The sequence below is a fragment of the Lentzea sp. NPDC102401 genome (assembly GCF_044765805.1).
GTDB classification, from domain to species: domain Bacteria; phylum Actinomycetota; class Actinomycetes; order Mycobacteriales; family Pseudonocardiaceae; genus Lentzea; species Lentzea sokolovensis.
On sequence record NZ_JBIWKS010000002.1, the window covers coordinates 271,324 to 286,105 of the forward strand.

The 14,782-nt window shown below is 69.0% G+C and carries 16 protein-coding genes; 8 read left to right on the forward strand and 8 right to left on the reverse strand.

The genetic code is table 11. The features are described 5' to 3' along the window. Positions 1-19 precede the first annotated feature (19 nt). The 3 genes from ACIRG5_RS07185 to ACIRG5_RS07195 are packed head-to-tail and all read right to left on the reverse strand — an operon-like array spanning position 20 to position 2,668. Complete coding sequence (locus tag ACIRG5_RS07185) at positions 20-1,048, reverse strand: hypothetical protein (RefSeq protein ID WP_402901492.1); 1,029 nt, start codon at positions 1,046-1,048, stop codon at positions 20-22. Further along, the gene (locus ACIRG5_RS07190) at positions 1,041-1,577 is read right to left on the reverse strand and encodes an RNA polymerase sigma factor (RefSeq protein WP_402901495.1); all 537 of its coding nucleotides are present in this window, start codon (positions 1,575-1,577) and stop codon (positions 1,041-1,043) included. The genes ACIRG5_RS07185 and ACIRG5_RS07190 overlap by 8 nt, the downstream gene beginning before the upstream one ends. Before the next feature lie 50 nt (positions 1,578-1,627). Next, entirely contained in the window at positions 1,628-2,668 is a 1,041-nt protein-coding gene (locus ACIRG5_RS07195; RefSeq protein WP_402901498.1) for an acyltransferase family protein, read from the reverse strand. 105 nt (positions 2,669-2,773) lie between these two features. Between ACIRG5_RS07195 and ACIRG5_RS07200 the strand changes: the two genes are divergently transcribed. Next, positions 2,774-4,057, forward strand: coding sequence for a glycosyltransferase 87 family protein (locus tag ACIRG5_RS07200; protein WP_402903070.1), 1,284 nt, complete (start codon positions 2,774-2,776; stop codon positions 4,055-4,057). On the opposite strand, the gene ACIRG5_RS07205 is transcribed toward ACIRG5_RS07200, so the two are convergent. Both ACIRG5_RS07205 and ACIRG5_RS07210 read right to left on the reverse strand, forming a co-directional pair. Beyond that, the gene (locus ACIRG5_RS07205) at positions 4,002-4,583 is read right to left on the reverse strand and encodes a DUF4360 domain-containing protein (RefSeq protein ID WP_402901501.1); all 582 of its coding nucleotides are present in this window, start codon (positions 4,581-4,583) and stop codon (positions 4,002-4,004) included. The genes ACIRG5_RS07200 and ACIRG5_RS07205 overlap by 56 nt on opposite strands. An 87-nt stretch (positions 4,584-4,670) precedes the next feature. Next, positions 4,671-5,495 (reverse strand): class II glutamine amidotransferase, encoded by an 825-nt coding sequence (locus ACIRG5_RS07210; protein WP_402901504.1) that lies wholly within the window; start codon positions 5,493-5,495, stop codon positions 4,671-4,673. A 98-nt stretch (positions 5,496-5,593) separates the two neighbouring features. On the opposite strand from ACIRG5_RS07210, the gene ACIRG5_RS07215 reads away from it, so the two are divergent. Then, positions 5,594-5,977: a hypothetical protein gene (locus tag ACIRG5_RS07215; protein WP_402901506.1), complete on the forward strand. Its 384-nt coding sequence runs from the start codon at positions 5,594-5,596 to the stop codon at positions 5,975-5,977. Positions 5,978-6,124: 147 nt separating this feature from the next. Here ACIRG5_RS07215 and ACIRG5_RS07220 read toward each other — a convergent pair whose 3' ends face one another. Further along, positions 6,125-6,697 (reverse strand): ester cyclase, encoded by a 573-nt coding sequence (locus ACIRG5_RS07220; protein WP_402901509.1) that lies wholly within the window; start codon positions 6,695-6,697, stop codon positions 6,125-6,127. A gap of 10 nt (positions 6,698-6,707) precedes the next feature. Next, on the reverse strand, positions 6,708-7,724 hold the full coding sequence (locus ACIRG5_RS07225; protein WP_402901512.1) for a hypothetical protein: 1,017 nt from the start codon (positions 7,722-7,724) through the stop codon (positions 6,708-6,710). A gap of 80 nt (positions 7,725-7,804) precedes the next feature. On the opposite strand from ACIRG5_RS07225, the gene ACIRG5_RS07230 reads away from it, so the two are divergent. The 6 genes from ACIRG5_RS07230 (at position 7,805) to ACIRG5_RS07255 (ending at position 14,420) form a co-directional block, all read left to right on the forward strand. Beyond that, positions 7,805-8,464, forward strand: coding sequence for a TetR/AcrR family transcriptional regulator (locus ACIRG5_RS07230; RefSeq protein WP_402901515.1), 660 nt, complete (start codon positions 7,805-7,807; stop codon positions 8,462-8,464). A gap of 25 nt (positions 8,465-8,489) precedes the next feature. Then, positions 8,490-9,320 (forward strand): phosphatase PAP2 family protein, encoded by an 831-nt coding sequence (locus ACIRG5_RS07235; RefSeq protein ID WP_402901518.1) that lies wholly within the window; start codon positions 8,490-8,492, stop codon positions 9,318-9,320. Between the two features lie 63 nt (positions 9,321-9,383). Continuing rightward, the gene (bla, locus tag ACIRG5_RS07240; RefSeq protein WP_402901521.1) at positions 9,384-10,265 is read left to right on the forward strand and encodes a class A beta-lactamase; all 882 of its coding nucleotides are present in this window, start codon (positions 9,384-9,386) and stop codon (positions 10,263-10,265) included. Between the two features lie 161 nt (positions 10,266-10,426). After that, complete coding sequence (locus ACIRG5_RS07245) at positions 10,427-12,124, forward strand: cellulase family glycosylhydrolase (RefSeq protein ID WP_402901524.1); 1,698 nt, start codon at positions 10,427-10,429, stop codon at positions 12,122-12,124. Position 12,125: 1 nt separating this feature from the next. Then, positions 12,126-12,995: an NAD-dependent protein deacetylase gene (locus ACIRG5_RS07250; RefSeq protein WP_402901527.1), complete on the forward strand. Its 870-nt coding sequence runs from the start codon at positions 12,126-12,128 to the stop codon at positions 12,993-12,995. Positions 12,996-12,998: 3 nt separating this feature from the next. After that, positions 12,999-14,420 (forward strand): DUF4419 domain-containing protein, encoded by a 1,422-nt coding sequence (locus ACIRG5_RS07255; RefSeq protein ID WP_402901530.1) that lies wholly within the window; start codon positions 12,999-13,001, stop codon positions 14,418-14,420. Here the strand turns inward: ACIRG5_RS07255 and ACIRG5_RS07260 are convergent. Next, a complete protein-coding gene (locus ACIRG5_RS07260; RefSeq protein WP_330277674.1) occupies positions 14,417-14,773 on the reverse strand; it encodes an RNA-binding S4 domain-containing protein in 357 nt (118 codons plus the stop codon). The two genes, ACIRG5_RS07255 and ACIRG5_RS07260, sit on opposite strands and share 4 nt — an antisense overlap. Between the last annotated feature and the right edge of the window lie 9 nt (positions 14,774-14,782).

The following is a 14,782-nucleotide window of genomic DNA, read 5'->3' on the forward strand; positions in this document are numbered from 1 at the left end:
GCACGTTCCTACCAGGGCGTCAGGAACCGAGCCCCAGGCCCGCCACGACCTTCGTCGTCACCGAGGTGGTGCCGATGACCTGACCCCGCTTCAGGCCCCACGCGTCCTTCGCCAGCACCGTGCGGGAACCGAGGTACTCGCCGGTGGCCTGGTCGATGACGATCTGTTCGGTCGTCTCGTTCTCGGTGACACCGAGCGCCGTGCCGCTGCGACTGTCGATCACGGCCGCCTCCTCGACGATCTCCAGCCTCGGCAGGTAGGTCAGAGCCTGGTAGACCGAAGCCCGCACCCGCGCCGGGTACACACCGGTGTCCAGGCCGTCGTTGATCATCTGCAGGAAGGTCAGGCCCTCGTTGCCCGCCACCTCGTCGCGGAGCTTTCCGTACAGCTCGCGCGGGTCGGGAGGAAGGGAGGCGAGGTACTCGGGCGACGGGTCGCGGAAGCTGGGCTTGATCCTGTCGTGCAACGCGGGTCCGCCGGTGGAGGTGAACTCGCCGTCGGTGTGCAGGTTCTCGGGCACGTCCCGCGCGTTGTCCTGCTCCGACCCGATCAGCCACTGCCTCTCGCCGGTCTTGGTGTGCCGGTAGAGCCATGTGTCCGTGCGGTCGGACGGGATCCACGTCTGCAGCGTCTGGTCCTGCAGGTACATCCACCTGTGCTCGGAGTCGGACACCGACCAGCGGGCGTACCGCAGCACCTGGAGGGCCTCGCCCGGTCGCAGTGTCGCGTCACCGGTGTGCGTCGCGGCCTGGTGGAGCAGTTCGGCCGCGGCGGCGCTGCCCACGCTCGGGCCCTTGTCGCGCGACATCATCGACGGCGCGATCAGGGCGGCGCCCGCGATCACGACCATCGCGGCGGCCGCGGCCACCACCGGGATCCGGCGCCGGCGCCGGGGTGCGAGCGCGACGACCTCGGCGGACTCCTCCGCGTCGATCCGGGCGAGCAGTGCCGCGCGGCCGCGGTCGAACGCCTCGTCGCTCATCGGGGCGACGTCCGACATCGCCCACTTGACCGTCTCGTCCTCGACCTGACGAGTCACGTCACGCATCGTCGTCACCCTCCTGTCCGTTGATCTTCGCCCGCAGCTTGGCGCGTGCCCGGAACAACCGGGTCCGCACCGTCGCCACCGGCGTCTCGGTCACCTCGGCGACCTCGGCCGCGCTCAGATCGGCCCACGCCACCATCAGCAGCACGTCCCGTTCCTCCGGCCGCAGGTCCGCGAGCGTCTCGCCCAGATCGCTCAGCAGCGACTTGGCGTCCACCACCGCCGCCGTGCGGTCGTCGACGCGGTCGGTCACCCCGCGCCTGCCGTGGTCGCGCGCCCAGGCCCGCAGGCGTCTGCCCTCGGAGCGCACGTGCTGGCGCAGCAGGTTCGTCCCGATCCCGAACAGCCACGCCTTGACGCTCGCGCGGGCCGGGTCGAAGCTCTCACGGCGTTCCCAGGCGATGAGGAACGCCTCGGACACCAGGTCGTCCGCGATCGCGGCGTCCACCCGCAGCGCCAGGTAGCGGTGCAGATCGCGGGCGTGCCGGTCGTACAGCTCGACCCAGGCGTCCCCGTCCAGAGGCTTCGTCACCCCCGGCCCTCCTGTTCGCGCCGGCGGCGCTGTCTCGGTGCTCACGGAAACTATTGGCCGATCGGTGCCGGCGCATTCCCGGCCGCACGGTGTGACCTGCCTCGCCTGATCATCGGCAGCTCCACGAACCGGTAGGTCAGATCGGCGATCGCGATCGCCACCACCGACGTCAGCAGCGCCATGAACAGGCCTGATGCGCCCGTGAGCAGCACGATCGAGTGCGCGACCGACTGCACCAGGTAGATCGAGTACGACCGCTCGCCGAGCCACACCATCGGGCGAGCCGCCAGCGCCCGTTGCGCCAGTCCCGGCGCCAGCAGCGCGGGCAGCACCAGCCCCACGGCGACCGCGTAGATCGGCACCACCGACACGAAACCGGGGATCGCGCCGTCCAACGCGCCGGAGATGAGCGGAACCGACAGGTGCACGCCGAGGAACAGCAGGATCACCCACGGCGTCATGAACGGCCTGATCAACGCGAACCCGCGTTCGTCGTTCATCAGCAACGCCAGCGCACAGCCGACGAGCACGGTGAAGTAGTGCACCGACCAGCCCTTGGGGTCGGACGAAACCGTGAACGGAACTACGGCCAACGCGAGCGCCATCAGTCCGACGGTCACCATCGGCCGCCAACGGGGTAGCAGCGCGAACGCGAGCAACGGCCACACGAGGTAGAACTTCTGTTCCACGCCAAGGGACCACGACTGCCCGTACGCGCCGCCGTGCCCGAACTCGTTGAGGAACGTCAGGTACAGCGGGAAGTCACGGCCGAGCGGGTTCTGCCAGAACTGCCCGGCGATCAGCAGCCCCGCCGCGGTGACGAGCAGGACCGCGAAGTAGACCGGCAGGATGCGGAACGCCCTGCGGCGGTAGAACTCCTTCAGGCTGATCCGCCCGTCGCGCGCCTGTTCGCGCAGCAGCAACGTGGTGATCAGGAACCCGGACAGCACGAAGAAGATCTGGACCCCGAGCCATCCCTGCAGGAAGCCCGGCCCGCCGTAGTGGAAGAACACGACCATCAACGCGGCGATGGCGCGCACGCCGTCCAGCGCGGGAAAGCGCTTCAGCGCAAGGAACTGCTCGTGGGTCATGTCCCCTCTTGGTCGACGACCCCCTGAGCGTTCCCATGAGGACTGTCACAGTCCCTTTGCTGAAACGCCGATCCGCGATCCGGCCAAGAAGTAGTCGTGAACGAGATGCTGTTGATCAGGGGGCTCGCCGGCGAGGTCCCGCCGATGTCCGCCGGCGCGTTCGAGTCCGGCAGGAGACGACTGCTGACGCGGCACCGCTGGGTGGCCGCACGCAAGGTCGTGCGAGTGCTGTGGCTCGTGGCACTGGCAGCGTTGCCGATCTCCTTGCTGAGCATGGGTTTCTACTTCCTCGACCTGCAGGTCTACCGCACCGGCGGGGTGGCCTGGCTGCAGGGACAGGCGCTCTACGTCGACTTCCCCGGTGCGCTGGACGGTCCGAGACTGCCGTTCACCTACCCGCCGATCGCCGCGGTGCTGTTCAGCGGCCTGACGCTGCTGCCGGTGTGGGCGGCGAACTCGCTCGTGGTCGTGGTGAACTTCCTGTGCCTGTCGGTGGTGAGCGTTCTCGTCACCGCACGTCTCACCCAGCGCTCGAACGTCGTGTGGACCGTCGGGCCCGCGGCCGCGATCCTCGCTGTGGCACTGGAACCGGTGATCTCGACATTCCTCTTCGGACAGATCAACCTGGTGCTGATGGCGCTCGTGGTGGTGGACTGCCTGGCTGTGCGCGACCCGCGGTTGCGCGGCCTGCTGGTCGGGGTGGCCGCCGCGATCAAGCTGACCCCGCTGATCTTCCTGCTGTACTTCCTGGTGCGCAGGGAGTGGCGCGCGGCCGCGATGTCGATGATGGCCTTCGCCGGCATGGCCGTGCTGGGATTCCTGTTCGCCGCCGAGGACTCCGCCGAGTTCTGGTTCCACGCGCTGCTCGACCCGAGCCGGGCCGGTGGCCTCGCGTACATGGCGAACCAGTCGTTGCGCGGTGTGCTGCACCGGATCAACCCCGGCGAGCACGCGGAGTCGTTGCTGTGGCTGGGATTCTCGCTGATCGTCGTGGCGCTCGCGGTCGTGGCCGCGCACCGGGCTTGCCACGAGGTCGCGGCGCTGACCGCGATCGCGACGGCGAGCCTGCTCGTCTCGCCGGTCTCGTGGTCGCACCACTGGGTCTGGTGCGTTCCTGCCTTCCTGGCACTGGGTTTCGCGCGCAGGAGCTGGGCGTGGCCGACGCTCGGCACGCTGCTGGTGATCTTCCTGGTGCAGCCCTTCACGTGGCTGCCGAGCACCGGCGACAAGGAGATGTTGTGGTCGTGGCAGGAGCACGTCTACGGCGACGCGTACACGTGGGTCGCGATCATCGGCCTGGTGGCGGCGGCGATCACCGCCACCAGGCGGGAGCTCAGCAGCGCTTCACGCGCACCGCGCCGCGGCTGGATTCCACGATCGCGAAGTTGAGCCGGTCGGGGTCCGCGGAACCGAGCGCGACGCGGACCTCGGCGTTGATGTTGATGTTGCGCCGTTCACCGCACGGCGCCCACTGGATCTCGGCCGAGCCTGGGCGGTAGTGGGTCTGCCAGCTGTCGCTGAACGGCCCGGTGAACGGATGGCTCACCGTCGCGGTGGGCGAGGTGCCCTGCAGGTAGGTGCTGACCCGGTTCAGGCCGGTCGCGCCGTCCTGGAGGTGCGCGTAGCCCTCGTAGGTGGTTCTCGCCAGGCCGTGGGTGAAGCCTTCCGGCACGGTCACCCGCAGGTTGATCTGGCAGTTCTTGCGCTGGTCGAGCGGGGACGAGCCGTTGCCGGCCCGCGCCAGGAAGGTGTGGTAGCCGATCGTGAACGTCCGGCCGTCGGTCTGGACGTCGGCGTCGCCCGCCGGACATCCCGAGCCGTTGACGGTCACGACCTCCAGGACGGGCGCCGGGGTCTCCTGTGCGGGTGCGAGGGCGGATAGGGCGATGAGTGCTGCCGCTGCCGTGGTGAGCATGTGGAACCTCTCCGAGGGGTCCGTGGCGGCGGCAGCACCAGACGCTATGACGAATCGCGGTTCGTCAACTGACGGTCACCTGACGATTCACGGCTTGAACGGCATGAGTTCCTCCTCGACGCCGGGCCTGACCACCACGCACGTCGACTCCGGCACCTCCTGCCAGGCCCCCACCAGGTCGGCCAGCGGTTCGGACACGATGAGCCGCGAGTCGTCGGTGAGGTGGTGCAGCGCCGGGTTGTCCGGGTACTGGCGGCGCAACGTCGACACGTCGGTGCTGTGGAACAGGCTCCGCGACTTGCCGCGGCTCGAGTAGCGGAACGCCCAGGTCGTCGAGCCGTCCGTCACCGCGACCGTCATCTGGATCGGATACTCGACGCCCGCACGCCTGCCGACGTCCTCGACGAACTCGACCATGCGCGCCACCCCGGCCGGCGGATCCTGCTCCATCCCGAAGCTGACGGCCAGGTAGAACATGATCTCCGAGTCCGTCGACCCCTCGATCAGCGGGAACAGCACGGGGTCGATCGCCAGCATCAGCTCGCGCCGCACCAGCGGGAACTTCGCGATGAGCCCGTTGTGCATCCACAACCAGTTCTGGTGGCGGAACGGGTGGCAGTTCGACCGCTGCACAGCGCCGCCCGTGGAGGCCCGTACGTGTGCGAACACCCGGTCGACGGTGATCTGCGCGGACAGTTCCCGCAGGTTGCGGTCGTTCCACGCCGGCTCGGTGCTCAGGAAGAGGCCGGGAGTGCTCGTGTTGCCGTACCAGCCGATGCCGAACCCGTCGCCGTTCACCGCCGTGGCACCCAGCTTGGCGTGCTTGGACTGCATGACGAGCGAGTTCTCGGGCGCGTAGAGCAGTTCCTCCAGCAGCACCGGAGAACCGGAGTACGCGAGCCACCGGCACATGACGAACCTCCCTATGACCAGGCGTTACATGGGAACACGTACGTCCTGTGAAATGCGAGGTTTGCGGCGGCGCGCCTTCCTCGGGCAGCATGGCGGGGGTGACGGTCCCTCCCGGCTTACGGCCCCCGCCCTACGAGCAGCCGCGCGGGAACTTCGAGACGATCGAGGTGTACGCGCCTGTCGTGCAGGTGACGCCCCCGGCGGAGCCCTCGCAGGAGCCTGAGGAACGCTCGGACATCGCTGTCATCGGCCCGATCGCCGCGCTCGTGCTCGCCCTGACCATCAGCACGCTGATCCTCGAACACCCGGCCGCCCGCGCCGTCGCCGCGGGCCTGGCCACGATCGGGCTGGTCGTGGCCGTCGCGCTCATGCTGATGAGCAAGAAGCCCAAGCCCGGCAAGCACGTGGCACGGCACGCCATCGACCCCGAGGCGACCGAGCGGATCAATCCCGGCTGGGGGGCGACCGAACGGCGCCGGTGACCGCCTCCCGCGTCGTGTGGCCGCAAGACCGGCGAACACCTGGCCCATGCCGCCCCGGTCTCCGATCGGGGCGCCCGCGTCGAGACGCCACTGGGCGCCGTCGTGGTCGTCGATCGCGCGCCGGGGCGTTTCGGGGGCTTCGAAGTACTACTTGTTCGGAGCAGTGAGATCGGGCGGCGTCGTGTCGGTCAGGCGCGCGTCCGGCCGGCTGCCCGACATCGCGAGGACGCCCCGCAGCACCTGCAACAACTTCCGCAGACCGCTCGGCTTCCTGCGGTCGATGCCGCCGATCACCTGCTTCAGCACGGACAGCTGGTCGAAGTAGATCCGCTCGGTGACGAGGTTCTCGTCGGCGTCGAAGATGAAGTACGCGTTCATGCGCGTGCGGTGCTTGCCGCCGGTCGCCGGGATCTTGCCCAACGGCCCGAGGTGCGTGCCCAGCAGCCAGAACTCCACGATCACGGCGTCGACGCTGTGCCGGAACGAGATCAGCTCGTGGTGCTGGTCGGGGAACGCCACGCGCGTGTCGGTGTAGTACTGCCGCACCGCGTCATCACCGTCGTGCACGACCATCTGTGCGATGACCTCGTAGTGCGGGTGCGGGAACGTCGAGAGCGTGGCGTCCCAGTCGTGCGCCACCTCGTCGCGGAAGTGGTCGAGCACGAGTTTTTCGCGTGCTTGCAGGACTTCCTCGGGCGGCAGGACAAAACGCGAAGGCATCGAAAGCTCCTCAGTGGACGATCTGGCGGTGGCTGAACGTGGGTGTGGTACCGGGGTTCGTCCAGGCGCCGGTGAGTTCGCTGGAGGGGAAGAACTGCACGAACCGCGGGTCGGCCTGGCTGCGGTCGGCGAGCGTCTTCTCCAGGATGATCGAGTTGTACTGGTCGGCGGTGGTCTCGACGGTGTTCGCGTTGAGCACGACCTCCTGCTGCCACCGGCGCGTCCAGGACGCGAGGCCGGGCAGCTTCGAGTGCTCGGGCGTCAGCGCCTCGGCGGCGATCACGTTCTCGCTGCTCACCCAGATTCCGGTCGAGGTGTTGACGACGAGGCTCTGGTTGCCGAACACGTGGCCTGGGGTCTTGATCACCGCGACGCCCGGACCCAGCACGACCGAGCCGTCGATCGGCAGGAACGCCTCCTGCGGCAGGTCGCGGTAGGTGTCCGGCTGGTACCAGGGCTTCTGCAGAGGGTGCAGTTCGGTCAGGGCCGCCAGCTCGTCGCGTTGCACGATCACCTTGGCGTTCGGGAAGTACGGCGTGGCGCCGATCCAGCGCCGCAGGTCCTGCGTGTGCAGGTGGTCGAACATCAGGTAGTCGACGTCCTCGGGCGCGATGCCGAGTCGTTCGAGGTGGCCGGGCACGGTGCCGTGGACCTTGACCATGCGCCGTTCGATCACGTCCGGCGTCCGGCCCGACAGGTCCTCGAAGTACGGCGTGTACCGGCCGTACTCGTGGTCGCTCGGCTCGAACAGCAGGATGCGTTCGCGGCCGTCGTCGTGCCAGCGGATCACCAGCATGCGGTTCGTGATCGACAGGAACGGCGCGATCGCCCGCGACGCCCTGAACAGCCCGAACCGCGTCGGGTAGGGCAACGTCACCAGGTCGCGCGTGACGATGCTGCCCGGCGTGCCGGTCGTGGCGAACTCCCGCCGGAACGCCTCGCCGCGTTCGCGCACGACCCGCAGCCGCGCGCCTGGCCCGCCTTCGACGTCCATCTTGTCGAGCGTGTCGATCCTGGTGAAGCTCATCATCCCCTCCAATACCCACAGTGTGGGTTAATTCGGAGGTTAAACCCACGGCGTGGATATCCGCAAGGCACAATGGCCGGGTGACTGAACCGCGCCGAGGGCGTCCGCGCACGCCGCTGCTGTCCCGCGAGTCGATCGTCGCGGCGACGCTGCAGGTCATCGACGTGGAGGGCGTCGCGGCCGTGGGCATGCGCTCCGTCGCGCGGGCGCTCGGGGTCGACGCGAAGAGCCTCTACAACCACGTCGACGGCAAGGACGGCCTGCTCGACGCCGTCGCCGAACACCTGCTGGGTGGCCTGGTCCTGCCCGAGCCCACCGGTGACGCGCGCCGCGACCTGCACGCCATCGCCGACGCGTTCCGCTCGCGCGCCCTGGCCCATCCCGGCGCCGCGCCGCTCGTGCTGACCCGTCAGCTGTCGTCGCTGGAGGGCCTGGCGCCGGTCGACGCGGTGCTCGCCGTTCTGCTGGTCGCGGGTGCCTCGGCCCAGGAATCCGTGCACCTGCTGCGGATGCTGCTCGCCACGTTGATCGGCACGTTGCTGCGTGAGGTGTCGGCGGCACCGACGTTCGGTGGTGACGACGGCGCGCGCCGGGACGTGCTGGAAGCCGCCGGACTGACCTCGGTGGTCGCGACGGCGCCGCACCTCGCGGAGTTCGACCGCGACGCCGAGTTCCAGTACACCGTGGACCTCGCGATCACCGCCGTGCTCGACCGGATCGATCTTCAAAAGGCACACTAGGCCGAACGGCGGCAGACTTCCCCGCGTGAACCATCGACGGTGGCCCGTGGTCGCGGCGGCGGGGTTCGTCTTCGCGGCGATCGTGTACGTGCTCGCGGTGCTGACGAAGGCCGGCCAGACCATCGAGAACGCTGCCCTGCGCGGCGCCGACCAGGACAACGTGTCCGAATCGGACGCCGCCTGGAACGCTCTCGGGCAGATCACGATCTACTCGCTGGCCGCCGCGGTCGTGGCGGTCGCCCTCGTCGGTGTGCTCAGAAAGCGCTGGGACCTCACGATCGCGGCGGTGGGCGTGATCGTCGCGGGTCAGGTCGTCGTGCAGGCGCTCAAGCGGTTCGTCCTGCCTCGCCCGGCGCTGGTCGAGGTCACCGGCGACTACGCGCACAACAGTCTCCCGAGTGGACACACGACGATCGCGATGACCGTGCTGTTCGCGGCGATCATCGTGGTGCCGTGGAAGTGGCGCGGTGTCATGCTGTTCTTCGTGCTGCCGTGGGCCACCGCGATCGGCCAGTACACGCTGACCGCGAAGTGGCACCGTCTCAGCGACACGCTCGCCGCCGACGGCATCGCGCTCGCCATCGCGGCGCTGGCGGCGTGGTGGTTGCAGCGCAAGGGATCCCTGGAGCCCTACACCGGACCGCGGCGCGTCGGCCGGGTCGTGCTCGTGGTCTTTTGGTCATTGGTCGCCACGGCCACCCTCGCGCTGGGCGCGATCCTGTGGGTGTTCCCGCTGGCCCAGGAGGGTCTGAACGCCGACGAGTGGGTCATCTACCTCGGCGCCGGCTCGTTCGCCTCGGCAGGGTCGCTGATCGCCGCACTGACCTACCTCGCGTGCTGGCGCCGAATCGCGTGACAACCAGTTGATCTCTCGCGCGTCCTGTCCTGTGGAGAGGTTTCCGAAGAAGGGGACAGGACGTTGAGCGTTAACCGACGTGCCGTGCTGGCACTGGGCGCCGGAGCGGCGCTGGCCGTGGCCGTGCCCGCCACCGCACAGGCCTCGACGGTCACCGGCAAGCTGCGTGAGCTCGAGAAGCAGCACAACGCGCGCCTCGGCGTGTTCGCGACGGACACCGGCTCCGGACGCACGGTGCTGCACCGGGCGGACGAGCTCTTCCCGATGTGTTCGACCTTCAAGACCATCGCCGCGGCGGCGATCCTGCGCAAGGACCGCGACGGATCGCTGCTGAACAAGGTGATCACCTACACGAAGTCCGATGTGGACAAGTCCGGCTACGGGCCGATCACCGGCAAGCCGGAGAACCTCGCGAACGGCATGAAGGTCTCGGCCCTGTGCGAGGCGACCATCACCTACAGCGACAACTGCGCGGCCAACCTGCTGCTCAAGGAACTGGGCGGCCCCACGGCCATCAGCCGCTTCAGCCGCTCGATCGGTGACCCGGTCACGCGCCTCGACCGCTACGAGCCGGAGCTCAACTCGGCGGAACCGGGCCGCGTCACCGACACGACGTCACCGCGTGCCATCGGCCAGAGCTACGCGCGCCTGACCCTCGGCCACGCCCTCAACTCGAACGACTCCGACCAGCTCGTGAAGTGGTTGCTGGCCAACACGACCGGCGGCAACCGCGTCCGCGCGGGTCTTCCGTCGGCGTGGGGCTGGGGCGACAAGACCGGCACCGGCGACTACAGCACCACCAACGACGTCGGCATCGCGTTCCCGCCCGGCCGCGCGCCGATCGTGATCGCCGTGCTGTCGACGAAGAAGGACGCCCCGAAGGGCGGGGCCGACGAGCCGCTGCTGGCGAAGACCGCCGAACTGGTGGCGGCGCAGTTCAGCTGACCGGCACCCAGAGCCTGGTGAACGGCCTGGAACAGCCCGCGGGCTGTTCCAGGCCGTTCTGATCTCGTGGAACGACGCGGATCGTCGAATCGCTGGTCGAACGCGGAACGACCGGCTACGGTTCAATGCGAATCTCGTTCACGTTCCCAAAGGCGGCGGCGATGCGGCGAGCGGTTCTGCTGGTGGTCCTGTTCCTCTTCTCCCTGGTGGTCACACCGGTGCGCGCGGAGTCGTTCGACGGCTCCGAGCTGCGGGTGTCCGGAGGGGTCTTCCGCGACGAACACGGCCGTGAGGTGGTGTTGCGCGGCTTCAACGTCTCCGGCACGGCGAAACTCGCCGAGTACCGCGGGCTTCCCTTCGCGAACACGGCCGACGCGCGCAGATCAGCGCAGGCGATGAAGCAGCTGACCGGCGCGAACGCCGTCCGGTTCCTGCTCACGTGGGCGTGGATCGAACCGCAGCGAGGCCAGATCGACCACGCCTACCTCGACGGCGTCACGAACCAGCTGCGCCAGTTCACCGACCTCGGCATCCGCGTCTACCTCGACTTCCACCAGGACCTGTACTCGCGCCACCTGTTCAACTCCGACAGCTGGTACACCGGCGACGGCGCGCCGGCCTGGGCGGCAAGCGGTTACCCCAAGGAGTCGTGCGGACTCTGCTTCCACTGGGGCCAGAACATGAAGAACAACAACGCCGTCACCGCCGCGACCTACGACTTCTGGCACAACCGCGGCGGCGTGCAGGACTCGTTCGTGAACGCGGCCGGCGAGGCGCTCAAGCACGTCAGGGAAGCCTTGCCCGCCAACGAGTTCAAGCTCGTCGTCGGCGTCGACCCGCTGAACGAGCCCTATGCCGGCAAGTACGACGCCGGCCAGACCTCGCAGACGTGGGAGCGCGACCTCCTGATGCCGTTCTACCACCGCTTCCGCGCCGAGATGGACGAGGCGGGCTGGGCGGCCAAGCCCGCGTTCGTGGAACCGCTGGTGTTCTGGAACCAGAACGTCGACTTCTTCGCCGAACCCGGCGGCCTCACGCTCGTGCCCGGCCTCGGCGAACGGTTCGTGTTCAACGCGCACTTCTACGACGGCAAGGCGCAGTCGGGAGTCCTGATGCCGGGCAAGGCGGCCGACGGCCAGTACACCGAGGCGTTCGGCACGATCCGCCAGCGCGCCGCGGCACTGGGCACCACCGCGATCGTCTCCGAGTTCGGCCACCCGGTCTCGGGCTACACCTCCGACAAGACGCCGTCCGTGCTCAAGGCGATCTACCAGGGCCTCGACTCGACGGCGTCGGGCGCGCGCTGGTGGTCGGCGCCGCGCGGGAGCGTGATCTCGGGCAGCCAGTGGCACTGGGACACCAACTACGGCCGCCACCACGAGCTCATGAACGACAACCCGGGCAAGGTCAAGACCGACGGCGACGCCATGAACGACGAACACTTCTCGGCGGTCAAGCTCGACGCGAACGGCAACGCGGTGCTGAACGTCGACCGGGCGATCGTCGACCGCGTCTACCCGCAGGCCGTCGCGGGCACGACGCTCGCGTTCACCTACGAGGACCGCGCCTACCAGACCTGGCAGCAGATCCCGCTCCCCAACGTCCGCGCGCTCGTCGGCTCGGCCCCGTTCGCCGTGATCGTCTGGGACTCGAACGGCGGCAGCGCGCCGACCGAACTGCACCTGCCGGAGTCGCTGCGCTCGCCGTTGGTGATCAGCTCGGTGCCGTCGGCCGTCGACGGCGGCAAACTGCTGCTCCACGGAGGCCAGGGTCGGCAGTTCGCGCTGGTCACAGCCCCGTCGGGCGGCAACGTCGCGGCGGCGGAGGCCGAGATTCGACAGTGGTACGTAAGCTGGTGAAGTGCGAACTAGGCCCACTCTGAGCTGGTCGAACCCGGGCCCGTCACTGCCGCGCGCCTCCACCCTCACCGACGTCGTGCCGATCGTCGCTGAGGGTGGGGTGCTGGTGCTCAGCGGTGCGGGCCTCTCCACGGAGTCCGGCATCCCCGACTACCGCGGCGAGGGCGGGTCCCTGCGCAAGCACACCCCGATGACCTACGACGAGTTCACCACCAGCCAGGCGGGTCGGCAGCGCTACTGGGCGCGCAGCCACGTCGGCTGGCGCACCATCGCCCGCGCGCACCCGAACGCGGGCCACCACGCCGTCACCAGGCTGTCGGCCAAGCTGTCCGGCGTCATCACCCAGAACGTCGACGGCCTGCACCAGGCCGCGGGCTCGTCGGACGTCGTGGAACTGCACGGTGGCCTGGACCGCGTGATCTGCCTGGACTGCGGGCTGCTCTCGCCGCGCATCGACCTCGACCGCCGCCTGCGCGAGGCGAACCCGGACTTCCACGCGACGACGGACGAGGTCAACCCGGACGGCGACGTCTTCCTGCCCGAGGAGACCGTGAAGGACTTCGTGGTCGTGCCGTGCGCGGAATGCGGCGGCGTGCTCAAGCCCGACGTCGTGTTCTTCGGCGAGAACGTGCCCCGCCCGCGCGTCGAGCAGTGCTACGAACTCGTGGACAACGCCCGGTCGATGCTCGTCCTTGGCTCCTCGCTGACGGTCATGTCCGGGCTCAGGTTCGTGCGCAGGGCCGCGGCCGCCGGAATCCCGGTCGTGATCATCAACCGGGGTGAGACGCGCGGCGATCCGCACGCCTCGCTGCGCGTCGACCTGCCGCTCGGAAAATCGCTGACGGAGCTGGCTGAAGTCGTTGTAGGATAAGGAATGCAGACCTTTTCGGTCGATGATGTGACGCCGGTGACCGACTCGCTGCCCACCCTCTCGATCACCGAACTGTTCCCCGGAGCGCTCGCCACGGGAAGCAACGCGCGGATGCTGAAGCCCAACGGCGTGCACCCGTTGCTGCACGCCGTCGGCAAGGCGTTCGCCGAGCACCGGCCGCTGATCCTCTCCCCGGACGCGGTGTGGCTGACTATCGCGCGAGGCATCTCCGACCACGTGAAGCTGAACGCCGAGGAACTGCGGCCGATCCTGGTGGGTCACGAGGGCAAGGCAGCGCTGACGGTGGACTACGGCCCCGCCGACACGTGGGACTCCGTCGTCGAGGGGCTGGCGAAGCAGGTCGGCGACACGATCTTCGAGTGCGACTTCAGCACCAGCACCGCCGTCGAACGCCTCGCGGGCCGCGTCGCCATGATGGACGCCTACTCGCCCTATTACGGGTACTGGATGATCGCGGTCTGCGGCATCCCGTCGATCACGCTGACCGGCACGCCGGACGACTGGCGCAGGATCCGCGCCAGGATCGACGACCTGCCCAGGTTCGGCCTGGAGCACTGGTGCCGTTCGCTGCGACCGATCACCGACGAATTCGTGCGTGCCGCCGAAGGCAACGCCGACAAGGAGTTCTGGCAGCGGATCTACAACCCGGTCGACGCCTACGGAGGCGACCACGTCACCGGCTGGGTCACGCGTTTCTACCCGTACCTGGACTTTCTCAGGGACGCGAACGTGCCCAATCCGATGCTGGATCTCCCGATCGGCGAACCGCGGGACGACATCTTTCCGTCCGTCACCACGGACAGCGTGCCCGCCACCCTGTGCCGCGCGGTGATCAACGTGAACGACCGGCTCGACATCAGCGCGGTGGCGCTGGACGCGGGCCTGGCCGGCGTGACCCAGCACGAGGACGGCGCTCTGGAACCGGTGGCGGGCTGGGCGGTGCTGCCCTGGCCACCGGACATCGCGAGGGTGCTGGACCGCCTGGTCGCCGAGCACGAGTGGACTCCACCACGGCCGACGGAGGAGGAGGCGGAGCTGTTCGGGAACAAGATCACCGTGCGGCACCGCGTGCAGGGAGGCGGCGAGCTGATCGCGCTCTACCAGCGCGTCGGAACCGCGTCGCTGCACGGCGGCACCTGGCGGGTGCGTGCCTACGACGGAGTGAAGAGTGAACGGCTCGGCCGCCACCACGTCCAGCCCGTGTTCGACCTCGCGGACGGGCGGACCGCCGGCGAGGTCACCGACTTCCCCACCAGCCGGACCCACTGGGTGATCTTCCGGTCCGGCGACCACCCGCAGGACGTCCCGGTCCTCGGTTCCTCGCTCGCGTCGCTGCTGGAGTCGGTGCTGGACCACGGCGAGGTCGGGCACCTGGAGACGATGAGGCTGTCCGCCCTGGATTAGTTCTGCGAGCGGAACTGGTCCAGCACGCGTCGCTCCCGCTTCGTCGGACGCCCGGCACCGCGGTCGCGCCGCGCGATCGGGGCCTCCACCGGCGGCGGGGGAGTGCGGTCGAGGAAGCACGTGGCCGCGTCCGCCGCGCCGACGCGTTTCTGGATCACGCGTACCACGATGACGGTCCACGTCTTGTCGTTGACGCGGGCGCGGACCGTGTCTCCGGGAACGACGGTCGCCGAGGCCTTCGCGGGCTTGTCGTTGATGCGCACGTGGCCGCCCTTGCACGCCTGGGCGGCGTCCGGGCGGGTCTTCGTCAGCCGGACCGCCCACAGCCAGCGGTCGATGCGCGTGGACTCCACCCCGCCATC